The organism is Halomonas sp. NO4, assembly GCF_010994375.1.
Classification (GTDB): domain Bacteria; phylum Pseudomonadota; class Gammaproteobacteria; order Pseudomonadales; family Halomonadaceae; genus Halomonas.
In genome coordinates this window covers 1-21,459 of the sequence record NZ_WHMA01000044.1, presented here as the reverse complement: position 1 = coordinate 21,459, position 21,459 = coordinate 1, and the positions used below count along the sequence as shown (strand labels likewise).

20 protein-coding genes and 2 tRNA genes are annotated in these 21,459 nt (G+C 65.1%); 16 read left to right on the top strand and 6 right to left on the bottom strand.

Annotated elements, in window-relative coordinates; genetic code table 11:
* Nucleotides 1-158 precede the first annotated feature (158 nt).
* Both FEF15_RS17510 and FEF15_RS17505 read right to left on the bottom strand, forming a co-directional pair.
* On the bottom strand, nt 159-1,016 hold the full coding sequence (locus tag FEF15_RS17510; RefSeq protein ID WP_163560467.1) for a phage tail tape measure protein: 858 nt from the start codon (nt 1,014-1,016) through the stop codon (nt 159-161).
* A gap of 20 nt (nt 1,017-1,036) precedes the next feature.
* The gene (locus FEF15_RS17505) at nt 1,037-1,654 is read right to left on the bottom strand and encodes a phage baseplate assembly protein V (RefSeq protein ID WP_205598571.1); all 618 of its coding nucleotides are present in this window, start codon (nt 1,652-1,654) and stop codon (nt 1,037-1,039) included.
* 159 nt (nt 1,655-1,813) lie between these two features.
* Here FEF15_RS17505 and FEF15_RS17500 point away from each other — a divergent pair, with 159 nt between their 5' ends.
* The 3 genes from FEF15_RS17500 to FEF15_RS19510 all read left to right on the top strand — a co-directional run bounded on the left by FEF15_RS17500 (nt 1,814) and on the right by FEF15_RS19510 (nt 2,694).
* Nucleotides 1,814-2,107, top strand: coding sequence for a BrnT family toxin (locus tag FEF15_RS17500; protein WP_163560465.1), 294 nt, complete (start codon nt 1,814-1,816; stop codon nt 2,105-2,107).
* Nucleotides 2,097-2,384: a hypothetical protein gene (locus FEF15_RS17495; protein WP_163560462.1), complete on the top strand. Its 288-nt coding sequence runs from the start codon at nt 2,097-2,099 to the stop codon at nt 2,382-2,384. Before FEF15_RS17500 ends, FEF15_RS17495 begins: the two co-directional genes overlap by 11 nt.
* Before the next feature lie 118 nt (nt 2,385-2,502).
* On the top strand, nt 2,503-2,694 hold the full coding sequence (locus tag FEF15_RS19510; RefSeq protein ID WP_240454227.1) for a helix-turn-helix transcriptional regulator: 192 nt from the start codon (nt 2,503-2,505) through the stop codon (nt 2,692-2,694).
* A 6-nt stretch (nt 2,695-2,700) separates the two neighbouring features.
* On the opposite strand, the gene FEF15_RS17485 is transcribed toward FEF15_RS19510, so the two are convergent.
* On the bottom strand, nt 2,701-3,078 hold the full coding sequence (locus tag FEF15_RS17485; RefSeq protein WP_163560460.1) for a phage virion morphogenesis protein: 378 nt from the start codon (nt 3,076-3,078) through the stop codon (nt 2,701-2,703).
* Nucleotides 3,075-3,221: a hypothetical protein gene (locus tag FEF15_RS17480; RefSeq protein ID WP_163560458.1), complete on the bottom strand. Its 147-nt coding sequence runs from the start codon at nt 3,219-3,221 to the stop codon at nt 3,075-3,077. Before FEF15_RS17480 ends, FEF15_RS17485 begins: the two co-directional genes overlap by 4 nt.
* Nucleotides 3,222-4,057: 836 nt before the next feature.
* On the opposite strand from FEF15_RS17480, the gene FEF15_RS17475 reads away from it, so the two are divergent.
* A complete protein-coding gene (locus FEF15_RS17475; RefSeq protein WP_163560456.1) occupies nt 4,058-4,654 on the top strand; it encodes a hypothetical protein in 597 nt (198 codons plus the stop codon).
* A 6-nt stretch (nt 4,655-4,660) separates the two neighbouring features.
* Here FEF15_RS17475 and FEF15_RS17470 read toward each other — a convergent pair whose 3' ends face one another.
* Nucleotides 4,661-5,248 carry a helix-turn-helix domain-containing protein gene (locus tag FEF15_RS17470; protein ID WP_163560454.1) on the bottom strand — a complete coding sequence of 196 codons (588 nt, stop codon included), beginning with the start codon at nt 5,246-5,248 and terminating at the stop codon, nt 4,661-4,663.
* Between the two features lie 367 nt (nt 5,249-5,615).
* On the opposite strand from FEF15_RS17470, the gene gltX reads away from it, so the two are divergent.
* From gltX to FEF15_RS17455, 3 genes are all read left to right on the top strand, one after another.
* The gene (gene gltX, locus FEF15_RS17465) at nt 5,616-7,097 is read left to right on the top strand and encodes a glutamate--tRNA ligase (protein ID WP_163560470.1); all 1,482 of its coding nucleotides are present in this window, start codon (nt 5,616-5,618) and stop codon (nt 7,095-7,097) included.
* A gap of 74 nt (nt 7,098-7,171) precedes the next feature.
* Nucleotides 7,172-7,247, top strand: a tRNA-Ala gene (locus FEF15_RS17460).
* Between the two features lie 20 nt (nt 7,248-7,267).
* Nucleotides 7,268-7,343 (top strand) — tRNA-Glu (locus tag FEF15_RS17455).
* A 635-nt stretch (nt 7,344-7,978) separates the two neighbouring features.
* Here the strand turns inward: FEF15_RS17455 and gltA are convergent.
* Nucleotides 7,979-9,265 (bottom strand): citrate synthase, encoded by a 1,287-nt coding sequence (gltA, locus tag FEF15_RS17450; RefSeq protein WP_163560452.1) that lies wholly within the window; start codon nt 9,263-9,265, stop codon nt 7,979-7,981.
* Nucleotides 9,266-9,755: 490 nt separating this feature from the next.
* On the opposite strand from gltA, the gene sdhC reads away from it, so the two are divergent.
* The 9 genes from sdhC (at nt 9,756) to sucD (ending at nt 21,338) form a co-directional block, all read left to right on the top strand.
* Nucleotides 9,756-10,133 carry a succinate dehydrogenase, cytochrome b556 subunit gene (gene sdhC, locus FEF15_RS17445; RefSeq protein ID WP_205598570.1) on the top strand — a complete coding sequence of 126 codons (378 nt, stop codon included), beginning with the start codon at nt 9,756-9,758 and terminating at the stop codon, nt 10,131-10,133.
* Nucleotides 10,127-10,474 (top strand): succinate dehydrogenase, hydrophobic membrane anchor protein, encoded by a 348-nt coding sequence (gene sdhD, locus FEF15_RS17440; RefSeq protein ID WP_163560451.1) that lies wholly within the window; start codon nt 10,127-10,129, stop codon nt 10,472-10,474. The genes sdhC and sdhD overlap by 7 nt, the downstream gene beginning before the upstream one ends.
* A 3-nt stretch (nt 10,475-10,477) precedes the next feature.
* Nucleotides 10,478-12,250, top strand: a complete 1,773-nt coding sequence (sdhA, locus tag FEF15_RS17435) for a succinate dehydrogenase flavoprotein subunit (protein ID WP_163560450.1) — start codon at nt 10,478-10,480, stop codon at nt 12,248-12,250.
* A gap of 12 nt (nt 12,251-12,262) precedes the next feature.
* Nucleotides 12,263-12,973, top strand: coding sequence for a succinate dehydrogenase iron-sulfur subunit (locus FEF15_RS17430; RefSeq protein WP_163560449.1), 711 nt, complete (start codon nt 12,263-12,265; stop codon nt 12,971-12,973).
* Between the two features lie 255 nt (nt 12,974-13,228).
* The gene (locus tag FEF15_RS17425) at nt 13,229-16,060 is read left to right on the top strand and encodes a 2-oxoglutarate dehydrogenase E1 component (RefSeq protein ID WP_163560448.1); all 2,832 of its coding nucleotides are present in this window, start codon (nt 13,229-13,231) and stop codon (nt 16,058-16,060) included.
* A 40-nt stretch (nt 16,061-16,100) separates the two neighbouring features.
* The gene (odhB, locus tag FEF15_RS17420; RefSeq protein WP_163560447.1) at nt 16,101-17,672 is read left to right on the top strand and encodes a 2-oxoglutarate dehydrogenase complex dihydrolipoyllysine-residue succinyltransferase; all 1,572 of its coding nucleotides are present in this window, start codon (nt 16,101-16,103) and stop codon (nt 17,670-17,672) included.
* 49 nt (nt 17,673-17,721) lie between these two features.
* Nucleotides 17,722-19,161 (top strand): dihydrolipoyl dehydrogenase, encoded by a 1,440-nt coding sequence (gene lpdA / locus FEF15_RS17415; RefSeq protein ID WP_163560446.1) that lies wholly within the window; start codon nt 17,722-17,724, stop codon nt 19,159-19,161.
* Nucleotides 19,162-19,299: 138 nt separating this feature from the next.
* On the top strand, nt 19,300-20,466 hold the full coding sequence (gene sucC / locus FEF15_RS17410) for an ADP-forming succinate--CoA ligase subunit beta (protein WP_163560444.1): 1,167 nt from the start codon (nt 19,300-19,302) through the stop codon (nt 20,464-20,466).
* Entirely contained in the window at nt 20,466-21,338 is an 873-nt protein-coding gene (gene sucD, locus FEF15_RS17405) for a succinate--CoA ligase subunit alpha (RefSeq protein ID WP_163560442.1), read from the top strand. The genes sucC and sucD overlap by 1 nt, the downstream gene beginning before the upstream one ends.
* The last annotated feature ends 121 nt before the right edge of the window (nt 21,339-21,459 follow it).

Genomic DNA, 21,459 nt, shown 5'->3' with positions numbered 1-21,459 from the left:
CGCCCCACATCGTTCAGAGTCTAACAGCCGCTGATACTCCAACTAGCTTGACAGTGGGGGCTGGCGCCGCCAGGCGGTTTGGCGTTGCAGCTCCTGGTAGGCAGCGGTGGAGAGGCCGAAGACGAACATGCCGTAGGTCATCATCATGGATGGAGCCCTCAGTCGATGTCGTGGAATGCTGAGCGGCGGAGGGCGGCGGTATCCCGCTCGGCGCCGGCCAGGGCGCGCTGTACCTCGGCGGCGACGTAGCGGGCCAGGGCCTGCTCGCCCATGCCGGGGCTGGCGTTGACCTCGATTTTGATGCCGCCCTGGATGGTGATGCCGCCTCCACCGTGGGCTTGCAGCGGCGGCCGGGTGTCGATGGGTACGTCCGCCGCGGCGGGCAGGGTGGCGGTGCCGCCGATGGCGTCTTTCAGCGCGTTCCACTTCTCGTCGATGCCGTTGACGAGCCCCTCGACCAGGTTGCCACCGAAGTCTTCGAAGACCTTGGTGGGCGAGTTGATGCCGAGCCTCTCCTTGAACCAGCCGGTTACGCCGCTGGCCATGTTGCCGATCGTGTCCTTCAGCGCTTGCCACTTGGCATCAATGCCGCCGATCAGACCGTCGACGATGAAGGTACCCAGCGAGGTGAAGCCCTTGGGGATCTCCACGCCGAGCAGCTCGAGGGCGGTGCTGATGCCGCGCCACAGCACGCCCAGCGGCGACCAGTCGAGCAGCAGGCGGGTGATGCCGCCGATGTTGTCGGCCATGGTGCGGGCCATGCGGGCGTTCTCGCCGTAGTTTTCGCCCAGGGCCTGGACGATCTCGTCGAGCTGCCCCTCGCCCATGGCGTTGACCAGTTCAGCCATGCCGGAGCCGGCTTCGGCACCGAAGATGTCCTGCAGGATGGCCTTGCGCTCGACGTTGCCGAGCTCGGCGGTGGAGGCGTTGATGTCGCGCAGGATCTCGGGCAGGGCGCGCATGTTGCCCTGGGCGTCAGCGATCTCCAGGCCGATGGGGGGTGGTGAGGATGTCACGGACGCTCTGACGGATGTGCTCAAGGCGGTCCAGGGGGCGGCCGGTGGTGGCGTTCATGCCGGTCATTGCACGGGCCCTCCGCTCTGGCTGCTGCCGGGCACCACGCCGCTGTGCGGGTGGTCGTGGCCGACACGTTCACGCCGTTGTGGGTGAGCTCGCCGCCCTGCTGGGCGTAGCTGCCCTGGCGGGCCATGTCGCCCTGGTGGTCGATGTCGCCGAGCCAGGCGGTGCCGCCCGGCGCTTCGATCTCGATGCGGCCGGGCAACTTGATGCGCAGCACGCTGTTTTCGTGGTCGTACTCGAATAGGCCGCCATCGGGGAACAGGCGGCGGCACAGCGTGGCGAGATCCGCCGTGGCGGGGTGGGCGCTGGAGAACAGGCCGGCCAGCACCACGGCGCCGGCGGGGTCGCCGCCCGGGGAGAGGAGCACCACCTGCTCGCCCACGGTGGGCGGGTCCCAGTCGCGGGTGGTGCCGGGGCGGCATTCGATCCACGGCCGCCAGGCGGTGAGCAGCTTGCCGGCGCGCACGCGAACGCGCGCGGCCCGGTGATCCACCTCGGCAATGGTGCCCAGGCGGATGAGGTTGTGGATCAGGCGCAGGAGCTCGGCGGTGCCGTGCAGGGGGCGTTGGTTCATGCCGCCGATGGTTGCGCGGCCCTGGGCGAGTGGCGAGCGGGGGGCGTTGTGGATGGTGGGTTTACAACCGGGAGGGTCGTCGCTGAGTCGAGGGCGCCAGGGGTAGGGAACTTGTCTCGTCTCGATGCTGTAAATACAATGTCTTTACAGGGAGGTCGAATGGACATCCATTTTCAATACCGTGGCACGACGTTCGTCTGGAACGCCGCCAAGGCCAGCAGCAACCTGAATAAGCATGGCGTGAGCTTCGAGGAGGCGGCGACGGTGTTCGACGATCCGCTGCTGGTGGTGCAGGACGCGTCGCGCAACGATCAGCCACGCGATGCCGTGATCGGCTTCGACGTTCACACGCGGCTGCTGTTCGTGGTGTATGTCGAAATTCAGGAAAGCGGTCTGCGCATCGTTTCGGCGCGCCGGGCCACGCGAAGAGAGGAGGCGATCTATGCTCGATGACACACTGAAAAAGCGCCTGGCGAAGGACCGCCCCATGACGACCGTGACCCTGCGGATGCCAGTCGATGTGGTGGAGTCGCTGAAGGAAATTGCGCCGCTGAAAGGGTTTCAGGGGTACCAGACGCTGCTGAAGGCGTACGTCAGCGAGGGGCTGCGCCGTGATGAGGCGCAGTATCTCGACGACGGCGTGCAGCGGCTGGTCGAGGCGTTGAAGGCCCGCGGTGTGGCGCCCGAGCTCATCGAACGGGCCGTGAACGACATGAACCAGGCGCATTGAGGCTATGGGGGAAGGCTGCGACACCCGGAAAGATATCGACGACATCTAGGCGGCGGATGCGATTCACGCCCGCGTCGATGCGGGCGAGGAGACCTTTCCGTCCCGTGTCGTCGAAGCGTTGCTCGACGGCACGGCGCCGGTGCGGGTGTTCCGCGAGTATCGCGGGCTGTGCGCGGGCGAACTCGCCGAGAGGGCGGGCATCAGTCAGGGCTATCTGTCGGAGATCGAGGCCGGCAAGAAGACCGGCTCCCTGGGCGTGTTGAAGCGCATCGCCGACGCGTTGAACGTGGAGCTGAGCGACCTGACGTGATCGGCGTCAGCCCTCCGGTACGTCCAGGTGCTGTAGCACCGAGTCCTGGAACAGTCGGTGGTCTTCGGCGCTGAAGCCGACCAGGATGCGTTCGGGGGAGTCGACCCGAGGGCCGTCGCGATCGACCTTGGCTCGCAGGCCCTTCTGGTGCACGCGGGCGATGCGTGTCACGCGGCCTACGAACCCCACTTCGGCGCCCTCGAGGCTGCCGCTGAAGTCGGTGACCACCAGCTGGGCGTCGACGCGATACTCGTGGCTGAGGTGTCGGCCGCGGTGGAAGCGGATGATGCCATCCTGCACGAACGTCAGCAGCCGCTCGGGGCCGCGCTTCAATTCGGGCACGGCACCCAGCATATGAGCGCGCAGGGATTGGAGCTTGTTCATCGGCGTTTCTCCAGGGCCTCGACCAGTCCGTTGTGGCGCGTGGCGCAGTGGTGATGCTCCCTGGCCCAGCTGCGCATGGTGAGCGCGACATCGCCGCCGGTGCCGCCAGTCAGCCTCGGCAGCTCGGTCGGGCATGACGTCATCAGGCTCTGCTGTATCGGGCCGGGTGCCGGCGGCGGCGATAGGTGAGCAGACGGGCGATGATGATCAAGGCGGCGGGCAGGGCGATCAGGTCGGCGGCGCTCATTTGTTGCCTCCCAGCCAGGCCTTGAGATCCATTGTCTTGACGCCCTCGATGGCCCGCCCAGGTAGCCGATCAGGAAGGAGATAACCAGGTAGGCAAGGCGGGTAGACTCGGCCGAGGCGCCTTCGATCGTCGTAGTGCGTCCATCGCTCTGTGCGCTCGCCTGCCGGCCGCTGCCGCTCCTTCCTGCGGCTCGATCCGCGAACGCGCCGCAGGCTGCCAGCCTGGCCCCTCACCACCCCCGGCAGCGCCCCGCCGGGCACCGTCGACACCCCGCCCTGCCTACGCGCTAAACGTGTCGGTTTTCATGCACTCGTGCGCCCCGGCTCCAAGACCCTCCGTGACTGGGCTCGGGCAGCGCTGAGAGGCGCTTTCCGGCCATACGTTTTCATGCAGTTTTCTGCACTTATGCACAGGCGGTTGGTCTGGGCCGGGGAACTGACGCAAAGAGCCGGCTGCGATCGGCAGCCGGCTCTCTCGAGGTGTGACATTTTTGGTATTCGGCGCTGTCAAAGCTCGTGGTTATCGACCTTTCCTTCAATCCATCATGGGCGCCACGGCGAAGGTGCGGTCGAGCTGAGGCATCGGCATCCGGGGTTGTGCGGTTAAAGGGGGCGATAGTCTACCAGCCGATCGGGCGGCCTTCAGCCTTGCGCGCCATTGGTGCCGGGAGCCGTGTGCCGCGCGGGGCAGGGTGTTAGGCTGGAAGCCCATCGCAAGGGCTGGAGGGTCGGCATGAAGGCAAGGACGATGGCGTGCTGGGCAGCGCTGCTGTGGCTGGCAGGCTGTAACGGGGGCGAAGAGACCGCGCCCAACGAGACGGAGCGTCTGGGTGGTGTGGCACAGCCCGAAGCCGAGCCGGCGCCCGACGAGGCAGAGCGGGCGGAACCCCCGGCCGTGGCGCCGTTCTCCGAACCGGCCCGGATCGATACCACGGCCTCGCTGCGCCCCGATCGGCGGTTGAGGGTGCAGGGCGAGACCAACCTGCCCGAGGGGGCACAGCTGCGGATCGTGGTGGAGCGCGAGGCGAGCGGTGTGCGCTGGCAGTCGCGCACGGCGGTGGCATCGGGGCGCTTCGCCGTGGGCCCCTTGGGGCCGGGGAGCGGCTTTCCGGATGGCAGCTACACCATTCGCGTCAATCTGCAAGAATCCACCGTCCAGCCCGAAGCGGTCAGGGCCCGTATCGGTGAGGAGGGCGAGCACCTCAGCGGCCCCCTGGTGACGACCTCGCGCCACGGGCTGGGGCAGGTGGTCAGCTACTCCGAGCGCTACCTCATCGGCAGCGAACCGAGTCGCACCACCGACCAGGTCGAGGTCCTGGAAGTCGAGTGAGCCGACTCAGGGCCGCTCGGGTCGCCAGCGGGTGAGCAGTTTGCCCACCACCCGTTCGCTTTCCTCGAGGGGGCGTGCGGCGCTGTGTTCGCTGCGCCGCTGCAGCCTGCCCTGATCGTCGCGCTCCAGGTGAGCGATGCTCAGGCCGTCGGCGTCCTCGACGAGATAGCGCCCGGCGTGGTCGAACACCTCGGTGGGGCCTACGGCGGCGAGGTCGCCGGCGTCCAGGAAGTCGAACCGCTCGCCCGGGGCCGGGGTGATCAGGTAGCAGTCGCCTCCCCAGTCGCTGTCGATGAGCAACTCGCCCGGAAAGGTGATGCGGTGTGTCTTGGGGTTGAGCCAGGGGGCCGGCGGCTTGCCGGTCAGGTATAGCGGGGCGATGCGGGCGGCCTCGTCGCCTTCCAGAAGCTGGCTCAGGGGGCACTGCAGGGCCTCCGCCAGCGCGACCAGGCGTTCGTGGCCGATCTGCTTGATGGCGCCGGATTCCCAATAGGAGATCGTCACGTCGGACACCCCGACCTTGCGGGCCAGCGCTGCCTTGTTGAGGTTGGCTTTCTGCCGTAACTGCTTGATGCGTGGGCCCAGTGAGTCCATCTTGTCTTCCTGCCGGCAAGTGGTTATCGGGGAGAGGGATCGTCGATGATCCGTTGGTGCTGTGCAAATATGGCGCATCAACGATAAAACAACCTTTCGGGGCTGTCATTTCCCTCGGCTTCGCTGATGCGCTAGGTGCCGCGCCGCCCGGAGGCCGGGATCGAAGGCGGCCTTGGATGCCCAAGTTCGAGCGGGATGCCGGGCACCCGGAAACCCTCTACGTTTCTTGTACATAAGTATAGCATTGTGAAAGAGGGTTGTGCCCGTGAATGATGCCGGGCGGCTGCCGCTTGTCGGTCAGGTGCGTATAATGCGCCCAACCGCCCTGGCGACAGGGCCCGATTCCACCGACTGGACCAAGGACGACATGACCGTACGCACTCGTATTGCGCCGTCTCCGACCGGCGATCCCCACGTCGGGACCGCCTATATCGCCCTGTTCAACCTCTGCTTCGCTCGCCAGCACGGTGGCCAGTTCATCCTGCGCATCGAGGACACCGACCAAGTTCGTTCGACTGCCGAGTCCGAGCAGATGATCCTCGATTCGCTGCGCTGGCTGGGGCTCACCTGGGACGAGGGCCCGGACGTGGGTGGGCCTCACGGCCCTTACCGCCAGAGCGAGCGCGGTGACCTCTACGCCGAGTATGCCCGCCAGCTGATCGAGGCCGGTCATGCCTTCCGCTGCTACCGCACCGCCGAGGAGCTGGACGAACTGCGCGAGGCGCGCAAGGCGGCCGGTATGCATCTGGCGCTCAAGCCCGCCGACTTGGCGCTGCCGGCCGAGGAGCAGGCGCGCCGTGAGCGCGAGGGCTGGTCCCACGTGGTGCGCATGAAGGTGCCCGCCAGCGGGACCTGCGTGATCGACGACATGCTGCGTGGCCCCATCGAGGTCGACTGGGCCCAGGTGGATGCCCAGATCCTGCTCAAGTCCGATGGCATGCCCACTTACCATCTGGCCAACGTGGTCGACGACCACCTGATGGGCATCACCCATGTGCTGCGCGGCGAGGAGTGGATCAACTCGGCGCCCAAGCACCAGCTGCTGTATGAGTACTTCGGCTGGCAGATGCCGGTGCTGTGCCACATGCCGCTGCTGCGCAACCCCGACAAGTCGAAGCTCTCCAAGCGCAAGAATCCGACCTCCATCAACTATTACCGGCGCATGGGCTATCTGCCCCAGGCGGTGACCAACTACCTGGGTCGCATGGGCTGGTCGATGCCCGACGAACGCGAGAAGTTCAGCCTCGACGAGATGATGGCGCACTTCGACATCCAGCGCGTATCGCTGGGCGGTCCGGTGTTCGACCTGGACAAGCTCACCTGGCTCAACGGCCTCTACATCCGCGAAGATCTCGACGATGCCGCCTTCCTCAGAGCGCTGATGGAGTGGGCCTTCAACGAGGAGTATGTCTCCCAGATCCTGCCTCAGGTGCGCACCCGGGTGGAGACGCTCTCCCAGGTGGCGCCGCTCGCCGGCCACTTCTTTGCCGGACTGCCGGCCATCGAGGAGCGCGACTTCGACGGCGTCAAGCTCGGGCGCGAGGACCTGCTCAAGCTGCTGCAGTTCCTGGTGTGGCGCTTCGAGGCCGTGCCGGCCTGGCACAAGGAGGTCCTGCTGGCCGAGGTGAAGGCGCTGGCCGGGCATTTCCAGCTCAAGATGAAGGAGTTCCTGGCCCCGGTCTTCATCGCGATCACTGGCTCCTCGTCGAGCACCTCGGTGATGGATGCCATGGCGATTCTCGGCTCCGACATGACCCGGGCCCGCCTGCGCCACGCCATCGAGGTGCTCGGCGGCGTCTCCAAGAAACAGGCCAAGCGCTTCGAGAAGGAGTATCGCGAGCTGCAATAAAGGCCAGAAAAGCGCGATCTCTTGTTGACGAAGGCGGGGTGAATCAGTAGTATACGCCCCGTCTTCGCGAGTACGGGGCCTTAGCTCAGCTGGGAGAGCGCGACACTGGCAGTGTCGAGGTCAGCGGTTCGATCCCGCTAGGCTCCACCATCCTGCCCGCGAACACTTGCGTCCCATTCGTCTAGTGGTCCAGGACACCGCCCTTTCACGGCGGGAACAGGGGTTCGAACCCCCTATGGGACGCCACTTCCATCTTCTCCCCCTCGCAGGCCGTTCGGCCGCGATGATCGGACGCCATCAGGCGTCTTTTTTCGTTGTCGCCCTTCTCGAGTCGACCTGCTTCCCGGTGCGTGGAAAAGGCATTGAAGTGCTGTGTCAGCAGCGTTTCGGGGTTGACTTGTCCACGTGGGTCGCGTTCCGGTTGGGCCATGGCGAGGGGCGGTGCGTAACTTGCCGTGTTACCGGGCTTTTGGATAAAAGTGTTTTTATTCAATGAGTTATACTTGATCAAAAAGTGATCAATTTAAGGGCAGCCCGCTGCCCATGGCGATTCCGCGACCTTTTCGAGTGGTTGTGAACAGGGTTATCCACAGAATGTGTGGAAAACGCCCGACGCCCGTGGGAGGGAGGGTTCTCATGCTTGCGGAATGGTCACTGTCACGCTTGGTGATGATCTTTCTACTACCTTCGTGCGCAGACCCTGGCCAGGTGACGGCCGTGGCAACGCCGCCCCTTTCGCCCGGGACGCTCGAGGTGGCGGAGGCGTTAGCCCATCTCGTTCGGGCGTGCAGGGCGGTGGCGACATGGCGTGGCCCCGAATGCAGAAAGCCGCCCATAGGCGGCTTTCTGCATAGGGTGCGGCGTGGCCGCGGCCTGCCGCCTTACTTGGCAGGGTAGTCGCGCTGGGCGTGGCCGATGTAGAGCTGGCGCGGACGGCCGATCTTGTAGCTCTCGCTGATCATTTCGTGCCAGTGGGAAATCCAGCCGATCGTGCGGGACACGGCGAAGATTACCGTGAACATATTCTTCGGGATGCCCATGGCCTTGAGGATGATGCCGGAGTAGAAGTCGACGTTGGGGTAGAGCTTGCGCTCGATGAAGTACTCGTCCTCCAGGGCGATCTGCTCCAGGCGCTTGGCGATCTTGAGCTGCGGGTCGTCGGCCATGCCCAGCTCGGCCAGCACTTCGTCGCAGGTCTCCTTCATGACCTTGGCGCGGGGGTCGAAGTTGCGATACACGCGGTGGCCGAAGCCCATCAGCTTGAAGGGGTCGTCCTTGTCCTTGGCGCGGTCGATGAAGCGCTGGATGTTCTCTTCGGACTCGTCGCCGATCTCGTCGAGCATGTTGAGCACGGCCTCGTTGGCACCGCCGTGGGCCGGTCCCCACAGCGCGGCGATGCCGGCGCTGATGCAGGCGAAGGGGTTGGCACCGGTGGAGCCCGCCAGGCGCACCGTTGAAGTGGAGGCGTTCTGCTCGTGATCCGCGTGGAGCATGAAGATACGGTCCATGGCCTTGGCGTAGACCGGATTGATCTTGTACTCCTCGCAGGGGTTGCTGAACATCATGTAGAGGAAGTTCTCTGCATAGTTCAGGTCGTTGCGCGGGTAGTTGAACGGCTGGCCGATGTTGTACTTGTAGGACATCGCCGCGATGGTCGGCATCTTGGCGATCAGGCGGATCGCACTGATCTCGCGGTCTTCTTGCTTGGTGATGTCCAGGTGGTCGTGATAGAAGGCCGCCAGGCCGCCGACCACGCCACACAGGATCGACATCGGGTGGGCATCGCGCCGGAAGCCCTTGAAGAAGTTGTGGATCTGGTCGTGGACCATGGTGTGATTGGTGATCCGCGCCTTGAAGTCCTCGTACTGGGCATCGTCGGGCAGCTCGCCGAACAGCAGCAGGTAGCAGAGCTCGACGTGATTGGACGCCTTGGCCAGTTGGTCGATGGGGTAGCCGCGGTGCAGCAGCACCCCCTTGCCACCATCGATATAGGTGATGGCGGACTGGCAAGAGGAGGTCGCCATGAAGCCGGGGTCGTAGGTGAACAGGCCTTCGGCGCCGAGTCCGCGCACATCGACCACGTCAGGCCCCAGGGAACCTGAGTAGACCGGCAGCTCGATCGTCTTGTCCAGGCCGTCTACCGTCAGTGTCGCTTTCCTGTCAGCCATGATGGCCTCCTCTCGTCGTCGAATGAAATCGTTAAGTCGTTATTTCGCAAACGGTGTTTCCAACTGCTCGGGTCGTCCACAACACGGCCCGCGAAAAAAGGTTCGCCCACTATAGAAGCGTTCCCGGGATTGTCAATTAGCCCATCGCGACGCAATAATTGTACAATTAGCTAGATAGCGTACAGCTTTGTGCTCAGGGAATGGTGCTCTGCACCATAGAGGAAGCGCGCTGGCGCGGGCACTGTCAAGGGCCGCTGCCAAGCGGGGCAGCGGCCAGGTGTCGGGCTTGCACCATGGTCGAGTCCGGCAGTGGTTCATTTGTCACTGGGGGTTCATGTCCCTATAATCCTCTCCGCGCGACTGGCAGGTACTCGTTGTCATGCCCGTCACGGCAGCGGCGAGCCCCCTACCTCAAACCACCGCTTGCTTCACCCCGGTCAGCCAGCCGGAGGCCGCAATCGAAGCGAGCCAAGAGAGTGTGTATAGAGCCGTGAATAGCAAACGACCCGTCAACCTAGATCTCAGCACGATACATTTCCCACTTCCCGCCTTGACGTCGATCGCCCACCGCATCACCGGCGTCATCCTCTTCATCGGCCTCATCTTCACCTTCTGGGCCTTCGATGCCTCGCTGTCTTCCCCCGCTGGCTTTGCGGCCGTAAGCGACGCCCTGGCCAATAACTTTCTGGTCAAGCTGATCGCCTGGGGGCTGCTGTCAGCCCTGGCCTTTCACCTGGTGGCCGGCGTCAAGCACCTGCTGATGGACATGAACATCGGCGTGACCCTCGAAGGGGGCGTCAAGAAGGCGCAGATCACCGTGGTGGTGAGTGCCGTCCTGATCATTCTGGCAGGAGTCTGGGTATGGTAACCAATATCACCAATCTGGGTCGCAGCGGCCTGTCAGACTGGCTCATCCAGCGTGTCTCGGCTGTCATCCTGGCCCTCTACACGCTGTTCATCGTTCTCTATCTACTCTTCAATCCGGGACTCGACTACGCCACCTGGAGCGGGCTCTTCGCCCAGACCTGGATGCGTATCTTCACACTGCTGGCGTTGATCTCCATCGCGGCACATGCCTGGGTCGGGCTGTGGACCGTGACCACGGATTATCTCAAGTCGACCGGCGTGCGCGTCGGCGCCCAGATCGTCATCATCCTGGCCATTTTCGTGTTCCTGGTCTGGGGTATTCAAGTGCTGTGGGGGGCCTGATAGATGTCCAATATGCGTAGTCTGACATTCGACGCCATCATCATCGGCGGCGGGGGCTCCGGCCTGCGTGCCGCCCTGGAGCTGGCCAAGTCCGGCAAGAAGACCGCCGTGCTCTCCAAGGTCTTCCCGACCCGCTCGCACACCGTCTCCGCCCAAGGCGGCATCACCTGTGCCATCGCCTCCGCCGACCCCAACGACGACTGGCGCTGGCACATGTACGACACCGTCAAGGGCGGTGACTACATCACCGACCAGGACGCCGCGGAGTACATGTGCTCCGAGGGTCCCAAGGCGGTGTTCGAGCTCGAGCACATGGGCCTGCCGTTCTCGCGCTTCGACAACGGTCGCATCTACCAGCGCCCCTTCGGCGGCCAGTCCAAGAACTTCGGCGAGGGCGGCCAGGCAGCGCGCACCTGCGCGGCGGCCGACCGTACCGGTCACGCCCTGCTGCACACCCTCTACCAGAACAACCTCAAGAACAACACCACCTTCCTCAACGAGTGGTTTGCCGTCGACCTGGTGAAGAACGCCAACGGCGACGTGGTGGGTTGCATCGCCATGGACATCGAGACCGGCGAAGTGGTGCACGTCAAGTCCAAGGCCACGGTGCTGGCCACCGGCGGGGCGGGGCGCATCTACGCTTCCACCACCAACGCCTTGATCAACACCGGTGACGGCATCGGCATGGCGCTGCGCGCCGGTTTCCCCATGCAGGACATGGAGATGTGGCAGTTCCACCCCACCGGCATCTACGGCGCTGGGGTGCTGGTCACCGAGGGCTGTCGCGGCGAGGGTGGCTACCTGATCAACAAGGACGGCGAGCGTTTCATGGAGCGCTATGCCCCCAACGCCAAGGACCTGGCCGGTCGCGACGTGGTGGCGCGCTCCATGGTCATGGAGATCCTCGAAGGGCGCGGCTGCGGCGAGAACGGCGACCACGTCTACCTCAAGCTCGACCACCTCGGTGAGGAGGTGCTCAACAAGCGCCTGCCGGGCATCAGTGAGCTCTCCAAGATCTTCGCCCACGCCGACCCGGTCAAGGCGCCGATCCCGGTGGTGCCGACCTGCCACTACATGATGGGGGGCGTGCCCACCAACGTGCACGGCCAGGCGATCATGCAGGACGCCAAGGGCAAGGACCAGATCATCAACGGGCTGTTCGCCTGCGGCGAGGCGGCCTGCGTGTCGGTGCACGGTGCCAACCGCCTGGGCGGCAACTCGCTGCTCGACCTGGTGGTGTTCGGTCGCGCGGCGGGCATTTTCATCGAGAGCGCGCTCAACGAGGGCATCGACTACCTCGACGCCTCCGAGTCCGACGTCGACACCGCCATGAAGCGCATCACCCGCTGGAACGAGTCCACCGGCGGCGAGTCGGTGGCCGACCTGAAGGCCGAGCTGCAGGGCATCATGCAGAACAGCTTCGGCGTCTTCCGTCAGGAGGACAACATGCAGAAGGGCGTGGGCCAGCTGGCCGAGCTGCGCGAGCGGATCGCTAACGCCCACCTGGCCGACAAGTCTGGCGCCTTCAACACGGCGCGGGTCGAGGCGCTGGAGCTCGACAACCTGATGGAAGTGGCCGAGGCCACCGCCATCGCCGCCCTGGATCGCAAGGAGAGCCGTGGTGCTCACTCGCGCTACGACTACCCGGACCGCGATGACGTCAATTGGCTGAAGCACTCCATGTACTTCCCGGCCGAGAAGAAAGTCGGCAAGCGCGACGTGAACTTCAAGCCGAAGACCGTCGACACCTTCGAGCCGAAAGTCCGCACCTACTGAGGGGGAGTCACGATGTCCATGCTTCAGGTAGCCATCTACCGCTACAACCCGGAAACCGACTCCGCACCCTACATGCAGGAGTACCAGGTGGACACCCAGGGCCGCGACCTCATGGTCCTCAACGTCCTGGAAATGCTCAAGGCCCAGGACACCACCCTGGCCTACCGTCGCAGCTGCCGCGAAGGCGTGTGCGGCTCCGACGGCATGAACATGAACGGCAAGAACGGCCTGGCCTGCATCACCTCGCTCTCCGAGGTGGTCAAGGGGGGCAAGCTTACCCTGCGGCCGCTGCCCGGCCTGCCGGTGATTCGTGACCTGGTGGTCGACATGGCGCTGTTCTACCAGCAGTACGAGCGCATTCAGCCCTACCTGCAGAACGACGAGCCGGCACCGGCCATCGAGCGCCTGCAGTCGCCGGAAGAGCGCGACAAGCTCGACGGCCTCTACGAGTGCATCCTGTGCGCCTGCTGTTCCACCGCCTGCCCGTCGTTCTGGTGGAACCCGGACAAGTTCGTGGGGCCGGCCGGCCTGCTCCAGGCCTACCGCTTCCTGGCGGACTCCCGCGACACGGCCACGCGCGAGCGCCTGGCCGATCTCGAGGACCCGTTCAGCGTGTTCCGCTGCCGCGGCATCATGAACTGCGTGGCGGTGTGCCCCAAGGGGCTCAACCCGACCCGCGCGATCGGCAAGATCCGCGAGATGCTGCTCGCCGATGCCACTTAAATCGTGGCGCCCGGCTTGCTATCATGGCAACCGGTTTTGCGGCCGCGACAACCTGTCGCGGCCGGCGTGCGAGCAGCAAGACAAGAGCCGGTGCCCTGGGTACCGGCTCTTGACCATGCAGAATTCATGGTCTCGGCTCCTTAGGGCCCGAGACGCCGGCGATGAAGACGCCCCACCGGCAGGGCACCACCCAGGCCGCCGCGGCTGGGCCGTGACGGCGCCGACTACACCCCATCAGTGCAGGGTGACCGAGAGATGCAACAAGGCATAATGGAGTTGATGTGGAGTAGCTCCCACGTGAGCGGCAGCAACGTTCACTATGTGGAAGCCCTCTACGAGCAATACCTCGCCGACCCCGGTTCCGTCCCCGACGAGTGGCGAACCTACTTCGATCAGCTGCCGAACCCCGATGGCAGTGCCTCCCAGGATGTTCCCCTGAGCCCCATCCGCGAGCAGTTCCACCAGCTGGCCCGCGCGCGCCGCGGCACCACGGCTCCGGCCGCCGATGCCGGCGAGAACCGCAAGCAGGTCAAGGTGCTGCAGCTGATCAACGCCTACCGCTTCCGGGGTCACCAGAAGGCCAACATCGACCCGCTCGGCCTGCGCAGCCAGACCCCCATTCCCGATCTCGACCTCTCCTTCCACCAGTTGGGCAAGGATGACCTGGAGACCGAGTTCCAGACCGGCTCCTTCTTCCTGGGGATGGACAGGGCGCCGCTGCGCGAGATCGTCGACGCGCTGGAGCAGACCTACTGTCGCTCCATCGGCTGCGAGATCATGCATATCGTCGACACCGAAGAGAAGCGCTGGCTGCAGCAGCGTTTCGAATCGGTGCGCTCGGCGCCCAAGTACAGCAACGAGGTGCGCAAGCACCTGCTGGAGCGCCTGACCGCGGCCGAGGGGCTGGAGAACTACCTGGCCTCCAAGTACCCCGGCACCAAGCGCTTCGGCCTGGAGGGGGGCGAGACCTTCATCCCCATGATGGACGAGCTGATCCAGCGCGCCGGCGGCTACGGCACCAAGGAAGTGGTCATCGGCATGGCCCACCGCGGCCGTCTCAACCTGCTGGTCAATATCCTCGGCAAGAACCCCTCCGAACTGATCGACGAGTTCGACGGCAAGAAAGTCGTCGAGCGGGGCTCCGGTGACGTCAAGTATCACCAGGGCTTCAGCTCCAACGTCATGACCCCGGGTGGCGAGGTGCACCTGGCGCTGGCCTTCAACCCCTCGCACCTGGAGATCGTCGCCCCGGTGGTCGAGGGCTCGGTACGCGCCCGCCAGGATCGCCGCGACGACTCGGCCGGCGACAAGGTGCTGCCGATCAACGTGCACGGCGATGCCGCCTTCGCCGGTCAGGGCGTGGTCATGGAGACCTTCCAGATGTCCCAGACCCGCGCCTACAAGACGGGCGGCACGCTGCACATCGTCATCAACAACCAGGTCGGCTTCACCACCTCGCATCCGCAGGACACCCGTTCCACGGAGTACTGCACCGACATTGCCAAGATGGTTCAGGCGCCGATCTTCCATGTCAATGGCGACGACCCGGATGCGGTGCTGCATGCCACCCAGGTGGCGCTCGACTACCGTCAGCAGTTCCACAAGGACGTGGTGATCGATCTGGTGTGCTATCGCCGCCGTGGCCACAACGAGGCCGACGAGCCCTCCGGCACCCAGCCGATGATGTACCGCAAGATCAAGGAGCACCCCTCCTCGCGTATTCTCTACGCCCAGCGGTTGGTGGAGCAGGGAGTGCTCTCCGAGGAAGAGGCCAAGGCGATGGTCGAGACCTATCGCGAGGACCTGATGGCCGGCAACCACGTGGCCAATGCCCTGGTTCAGGAGCCCAACAAGTCCCTGTTCGTCGACTGGTCGCCCTACCTGGGCCACGAGTGGTCAGGCTACGCCGACACCACCGTGGACATGAAGCGTCTGCAGCGCCTGGCGGCGCGCATGTGCGAGATTCCCGACGGCGTCGAAGTGCAGCGCCAGGTGGCCAAGATCTACGAGGATCGCCGCAAGATGCAGGCCGGCGGCATGGCCCTCAACTGGGGTTTCGCCGAGACCCTGGCCTACGCCACCCTGGTCGACGAGGGGCATCCGGTGCGCCTCACCGGCCAGGACATCGGGCGCGGTACCTTCTCGCACCGCCATGCCGTGGTGCACAACCAGAAGGACGGCACCACCTACGTCCCGCTGCAGCACATGAGTGACGGCCAGCCGCGCTTCACCATCCACGACTCCTTCCTCTCGGAAGAAGCCGTGCTGGCCTTTGAGTACGGCTACGCCACCACCGCCCCCAATGACCTGGTGATCTGGGAAGCGCAGTTCGGCGACTTCTTCAACGGCGCCCAGGTGGTGGTCGACCAATTCATCTCCTCCGGCGAGACCAAGTGGGAGCGCCTGTGCGGGCTGACCATGCTGCTGCCCCACGGCTACGAGGGCCAGGGCCCCGAGCACTCCTCAGCACGCCTGGAGCGCTTCCTGCAGCTGTGCGCCGAGCACAACATGCAGGTCTGTGTGCCCACCACCCCGGCGCAGATATTCCACCTGCTGCGTCGTCAGGTCATCCGCAAGCTGCGCAAGCCGCTGGTCGTGATGTCGCCCAAGAGCCTGCTGCGCCACAAGGAGGCCGTGTCGAGCCTCGACGACCTGGCCAACGGCAACTTCCAGATGGTGCTGCCCGACCAGGGCAAACTGGAGGCCGGCAAGGTCAAGCGCGCGGTGCTCTGTGCCGGCAAGGTCTACTACGAACTGGCCGCCTGGCGCGAGGAGAACGAGCGCGACGATACCGCCATCCTGCGCATCGAGCAGCTCTACCCCTTCCCCAAGGAGGACCTCTACGAGGCGCTCAAGGAGTACGTCAACCTCGAGACCCTCGTCTGGTGCCAGGAAGAGCCGCTCAACCAGGGGGCCTGGTATCCCAGCCAGCACCACATGCGTGCCGTGGCCGACATGCTCAAGGAGGGCCTGGGCGGCGAGCTCAAGTTTGCCGGCCGCCCGGCGTCCGCCGCCCCGGCCTGCGGCTACATGTCCGTGCACATCGAACAGCAGCGACAGCTGGTGGAAGACGCCTTCACCGTCTAAGTGAATCCACCGGGACGAGAGAACACACAAGGGAAACGACATGGCTACCGACATCAAAGCGCCCACCTTTCCGGAATCCGTTGCCGAAGGCACCGTGGCGGCCTGGCACAAGAAACCCGGTGACAGCGTCGAGCGTGACGAACTGATCGTCGAGATCGAGACTGACAAGGTGGTGCTCGAGGTGGTGGCTCCCGAAGCCGGCACCCTGACCGAGGTGACGGCCGAAGAGGGCGACACCGTCGAGTCCGAGCAGGTGCTGGGCAAGATCGGTGAAGGCAAGGCTGCTGGCGGCGCGAACAAGAACGACAAGCCAGCCGACGCCAAGGCGGAAAAGAAAGCCGAGGCTCCGGCCGAGAAGAAAGGCGATGCCAAGGCCGCCGGCGGCAAGCAGCACGAAGTGAAGGCCCCCACCTTCCCCGAGTCGATCCAGGAAGGCACCGTGGCCAGCTGGAACAAGCAGGTCGGCGAGGCGGTCAAGCGTGACGAGGTGCTGGCCGAGATCGAGACCGACAAGGTGGTGCTCGAGGTCGTCGCGCCGGCCGACGGCGCACTCACCGAGATCCAGGCTGAGGAGGGCAGCCAGGTGGAGTCCGAGGCGGTGCTGGCCCTGTTCGCCGAAGGTGCCGGTGGTGAGAGCGCAGCCAGCGAGGAGACGGCTTCAGGGGCCGACGAGGGTGCCGAGGAAGAGACGGTCGGCGACAAGATCCTCGCACCGGCGGCACGCAAGTTGGTCGCCGAGCACGACCTCGACGTCAACAAGATCCAAGGCACCGGCAAGGGCGGGCGTATCCTCAAGGAGGACGTCCAGAAGGCTGTGAAGGATGGCAGTGCCAAGAAGGTCGCCACGCAGCCCAAGGCCGCCGCCGGCACCCTCGAGCAGGCCGCTGCCGCGGCGCCGGTGGTCGAGGGCGAGCGCCCCGAGAAGCGCGTACCGATGAGCCGTCTGCGCCAGACCATCGCCAAGCGCCTGGTCCAGGCCCAGCAGACCGCGGCTATGCTCACCACCTACAACGAGGTGGACATGGGCGCGGTGATGGACCTGCGTGCCCAGTACAAGGACACCTTCCTCAAGGCCCACGACGTCAAGCTCGGCTTCATGGGTTTCTTCGTCAAGGCGGCCTCCGAGGCGCTCAAGCGCTTCCCGGACGTCAACGCCTCCATCGACGGCACCGACATCGTCTACCACGGCTACCAGGACATCGGGGTGGCGGTTTCCACCGACCGCGGCCTGGTGGTGCCGGTACTGCGCGACACCGACAGCATGAAGATCGCCGATGTCGAGAAGGGCATCGTCGACTTCGGCAAGCGCGCGCGTGACGGCAAGCTCGGCATTGACGAGATGCAGGGCGGCACCTTCACCATTACCAACGGCGGCATCTTCGGCTCGCTGATGTCGACGCCGATCATCAACCCGCCGCAGACCGCCATCCTGGGCATGCACAAGATCCAGGAACGCCCCATGGCCGTGAACGGCAAGGTGGAAATCCGCCCGATGATGTACCTGGCGGTTTCCTACGACCATCGCATGATCGACGGCAAGGATGCAGTGCAGTTCCTGGTCACCATCAAGGAGCTGCTCGAGGATCCGGCACGCCTGCTGCTGGACATCTGAGCCTGCCGACGTCCCTGATTCAACGCGAACCGATCAATAGGAAAACCACATGGCCGATAAATTCGATGTGATCGTCATTGGCGCGGGCCCGGGCGGCTACGTGGCCGCCATCCGTGCCGCCCAGCTGGGCCTGAACACCGCCTGCGTCGAGAAGTGGGTCAACAAGGAAGGCAAGGTCGTCCACGGCGGCACCTGCCTCAACGTGGGCTGCATTCCCTCCAAGGCGTTGCTCGAGACCTCCCACAAGTTCGTCGAGACGCGTGACCACTACGACGAGATCGGCATCGAGGTGGGCGAGATCAAGCCCAACGTCGCCAAGATGCTCGAGTTCAAGAACCAGGTGATCGCCAAGAACGTCGGCGGCATCAGCGCCCTGTTCAAGGCCAACGGCGTCACCGCCCTGGAAGGCACCGGCAAGGTGACCGGCAGCAAGCAGGTCGAGGTGACCGGTCTCGACGGCAAGGCGACCACCTACGAGGCGGACAACATCGTCATCGCCGCCGGTTCCGTGCCGGTGGAGATCCCGCCGGCCCCGCTGACCGAGGACCTGATCGTCGATTCCACCGGCGCCCTGGAATTCACCGAGGTGCCCGAGCGCCTGGGCGTGATCGGTGCCGGCGTGATCGGCCTGGAACTGGGCAGCGTGTGGAGCCGCCTGGGCAGCCAGGTCACCATGCTCGAGGCCCTGGACTCCTTCCTGCCCGCGGTCGACCAGGCCGTGGCCAAGGAGACCCAGAAGCTGCTCAAGAAGCAGGGCCTGGACATCAAGCTCAGCGCCCGGGTCACCGGCGCCGAAGTCAAGGGCAAGGAGGTCGTGGTCAAGTACACCGACGGCAACGGCGAGCAGGAGATCACCTTCGACAAGCTGATCGTCTGCGTCGGCCGCCGGCCCTACACCAAGGGCGTGGTCGCCGAGGGCGTGGGCGTCGAGCTGGACGAGCGCGGCTTCATCCACGTCGACGACCAGTGCCGCACCAGCGTGCCGGGCATCTACGCTATCGGCGACTGCGTGCGCGGCCTGATGCTGGCCCACAAGGCTTCCGAAGAGGGCGTGATGGTGGCCGACATCATCGCCGGCCACAAGGCGGAGATGAACTACGACGCCGTGCCCAGCGTGATCTACACCTCGCCGGAAGTGGCCTGGGTGGGCCTGACCGAGGAGGAAGCCAAGGCCAAGGGCATCGAGATCAAGACCGGCTCCTTCCCGTTCTCCGCCAACGGCCGGGCATTGGCCAACAACGCCCCGGACGGCCTGGCGAAAGTCGTCGTCGATGCCGAGACCGATCGCATCCTCGGCATGCACATCGTCAGCCAGCACGCCGGCGAGCTGATCGCCCAGGGCGTGATCGCCATGGAGTTCGGCTCCAGCGCCGAGGATCTGGCCTTGACCTGCTACGCGCACCCCAGCACCTCCGAGGCGATCCACGAGGCGGCCTTGGCGGTGGACGGTCATGCCATCCACATGGCCAATCGCAAGAAACGCAAGTAAGGACAACAAGCGCCACCTGCGGGTGGCGCATCGCTTCCGGCCATGTATCGGGAGCGGTCGGTGGTGACCCGTACGCCGCGCCATGCCGGCGCCGGCCGGGTTGCCGTTCGAGTCACATGCAACCAATGGCATGAATCGATGAACCTTCACGAGTATCAGAGCAAGCAGCTGTTTGCCGACTACGGCCTGCCGGTGTCCAAGGGCTTCGCCGTCGACACCCCCGAGGAAGCCGCCGAAGCGTGCAAGAAGATCAGTGGCGAGATGTGGGTCGTCAAGGCCCAGGTCCACGCCGGTGGTCGCGGCAAGGCGGGTGGCGTCAAGCTGATCAAGAGCCCTGAGGAGGCCAAGGCCTTCGCCGAGCAGTGGCTGGGCAAGAATCTGGTGACCTTCCAGACCGACGAGAAGGGGCAGCCGGTCACCAAGATCCTGGTCGAGAACTGCACCGATATCGCCTCCGAGCTCTACCTCGGCGCCGTCGTCGACCGCGGCACCCGCCGCGTGGTGTTCATGGCGTCCACCGAGGGCGGCGTGGAGATCGAGAAGGTCGCCGAGGAGACCCCCGAGAAAATCCTCAAGGCCGAGATCGACCCGCTGGTGGGCGCTCAGCCCTACCAGGCGCGCGAGCTGGCCTTCGCCCTGGGCCTCAAGGGCGACCAGGTGAAGCAGTTCACCAAGATCTTCCTGGGCCTGTCGCGCCTGTTCCACGACAAGGACCTGGCGCTGCTCGAGATCAACCCTCTGGTGATCACCGACGAGGGCAACCTCCACTGTCTCGACGCCAAGATCAACCTGGACGGCAACGCCCTGCATCGTCATCCCGACCTGCAGGCCATGCGCGACCCCTCCCAGGAGGACCCGCGCGAGGCCGAGGCAGCCGAATGGGAGCTCAACTACGTCGCCCTGGAAGGCAACATCGGCTGCATGGTCAACGGCGCCGGCCTGGCCATGGGCACCATGGACATCATCAAGCTCAACGGTGGCCAGCCAGCCAACTTCCTCGACGTGGGCGGCGGTGCCACCAAGGAGCGCGTGGCGGAAGCCTTCAAGCTGATCCTCTCCGACGATTCGGTAAAGGCCGTGCTGGTCAACATCTTCGGTGGCATCGTGCGCTGCGACATGATCGCCGAGGGCATCATCGGAGCCGTCGAGCAGGTCGGCGTCAACGTGCCGGTGGTGGTGCGTCTCGAGGGTAACAACGCCGAGCTGGGCACCGAGAAGCTGGCGTCCAGCGGACTGAACATCATCGCTGCTACCAGCCTGACCGATGCGGCTCAGCAGGTGGTCAAAGCGGCGGAGGGCAAGTAATGAGCATCCTGATCGACAAGAACACCAAGGTCATCTGCCAGGGCTTCACCGGCGGGCAGGGGACCTTCCACTCCGAGCAGGCGCTCGCCTATGGCACCAAGATGGTCGGTGGCGTCACGCCGGGCAAGGGCGGCCAGGAGCACTTGGGCCTGCCGGTGTTCAACACCGTCAAGGAGGCCGTGGCGAAGACCGGCGCCGAGGCCAGCGTGATCTACGTGCCGGCGCCGTTCTGCAAGGATTCGATCCTCGAAGCCGCCAACGCCGGCATCAAGCTGATCGTGTGCATCACCGAGGGCATTCCCACGCTGGACATGCTCGACGTCAAGGTGAAGTGCGACGAGCTGGGCGTGCGCCTGATCGGCCCCAACTGTCCCGGCGTGATCACCCCGGACGAGTGCAAGATCGGCATCATGCCCGGCCATATTCACAAGGCGGGCAAGGTGGGCATCGTGTCGCGCTCCGGCACTCTGACCTATGAGGCGGTCAAGCAGACCACCGATCATGGCTTCGGCCAGTCCACCTGCGTGGGCATCGGCGGCGACCCCATCCCGGGCTCCACCTTCATCGACATCCTCGCCGAGTTCGAGAAGGACCCGGCCACCGAGGCGATCGTGATGATCGGCGAGATCGGCGGCACCGCCGAAGAGGAGGCCGCGGCCTTCATCAAGGAGAATGTCTCCAAGCCGGTGGTCTCCTACATCGCCGGCGTCACCGCCCCTCCGGGCAAGCGCATGGGCCACGCCGGCGCCATCATCGCCGGCGGCAAGGGCACCGCGGACGAGAAGTTCGCCGCCCTGGAAGCCGCGGGCGTGAAGACCGTGCGCTCGCTGGCCGAGATCGGCGACGCCCTGAAGGCCGTCACCGGCTGGTAAGTGGCGGTGTCGCCACAATAGCAGTAATGGAAAAGCAGTAATGGAAAAGGGCACCCGAGCGGGTGTAATGCCAGTCAGTTAAGCCTATTCTCTATAAGCTGATCATGAGACCTTCCCGTGT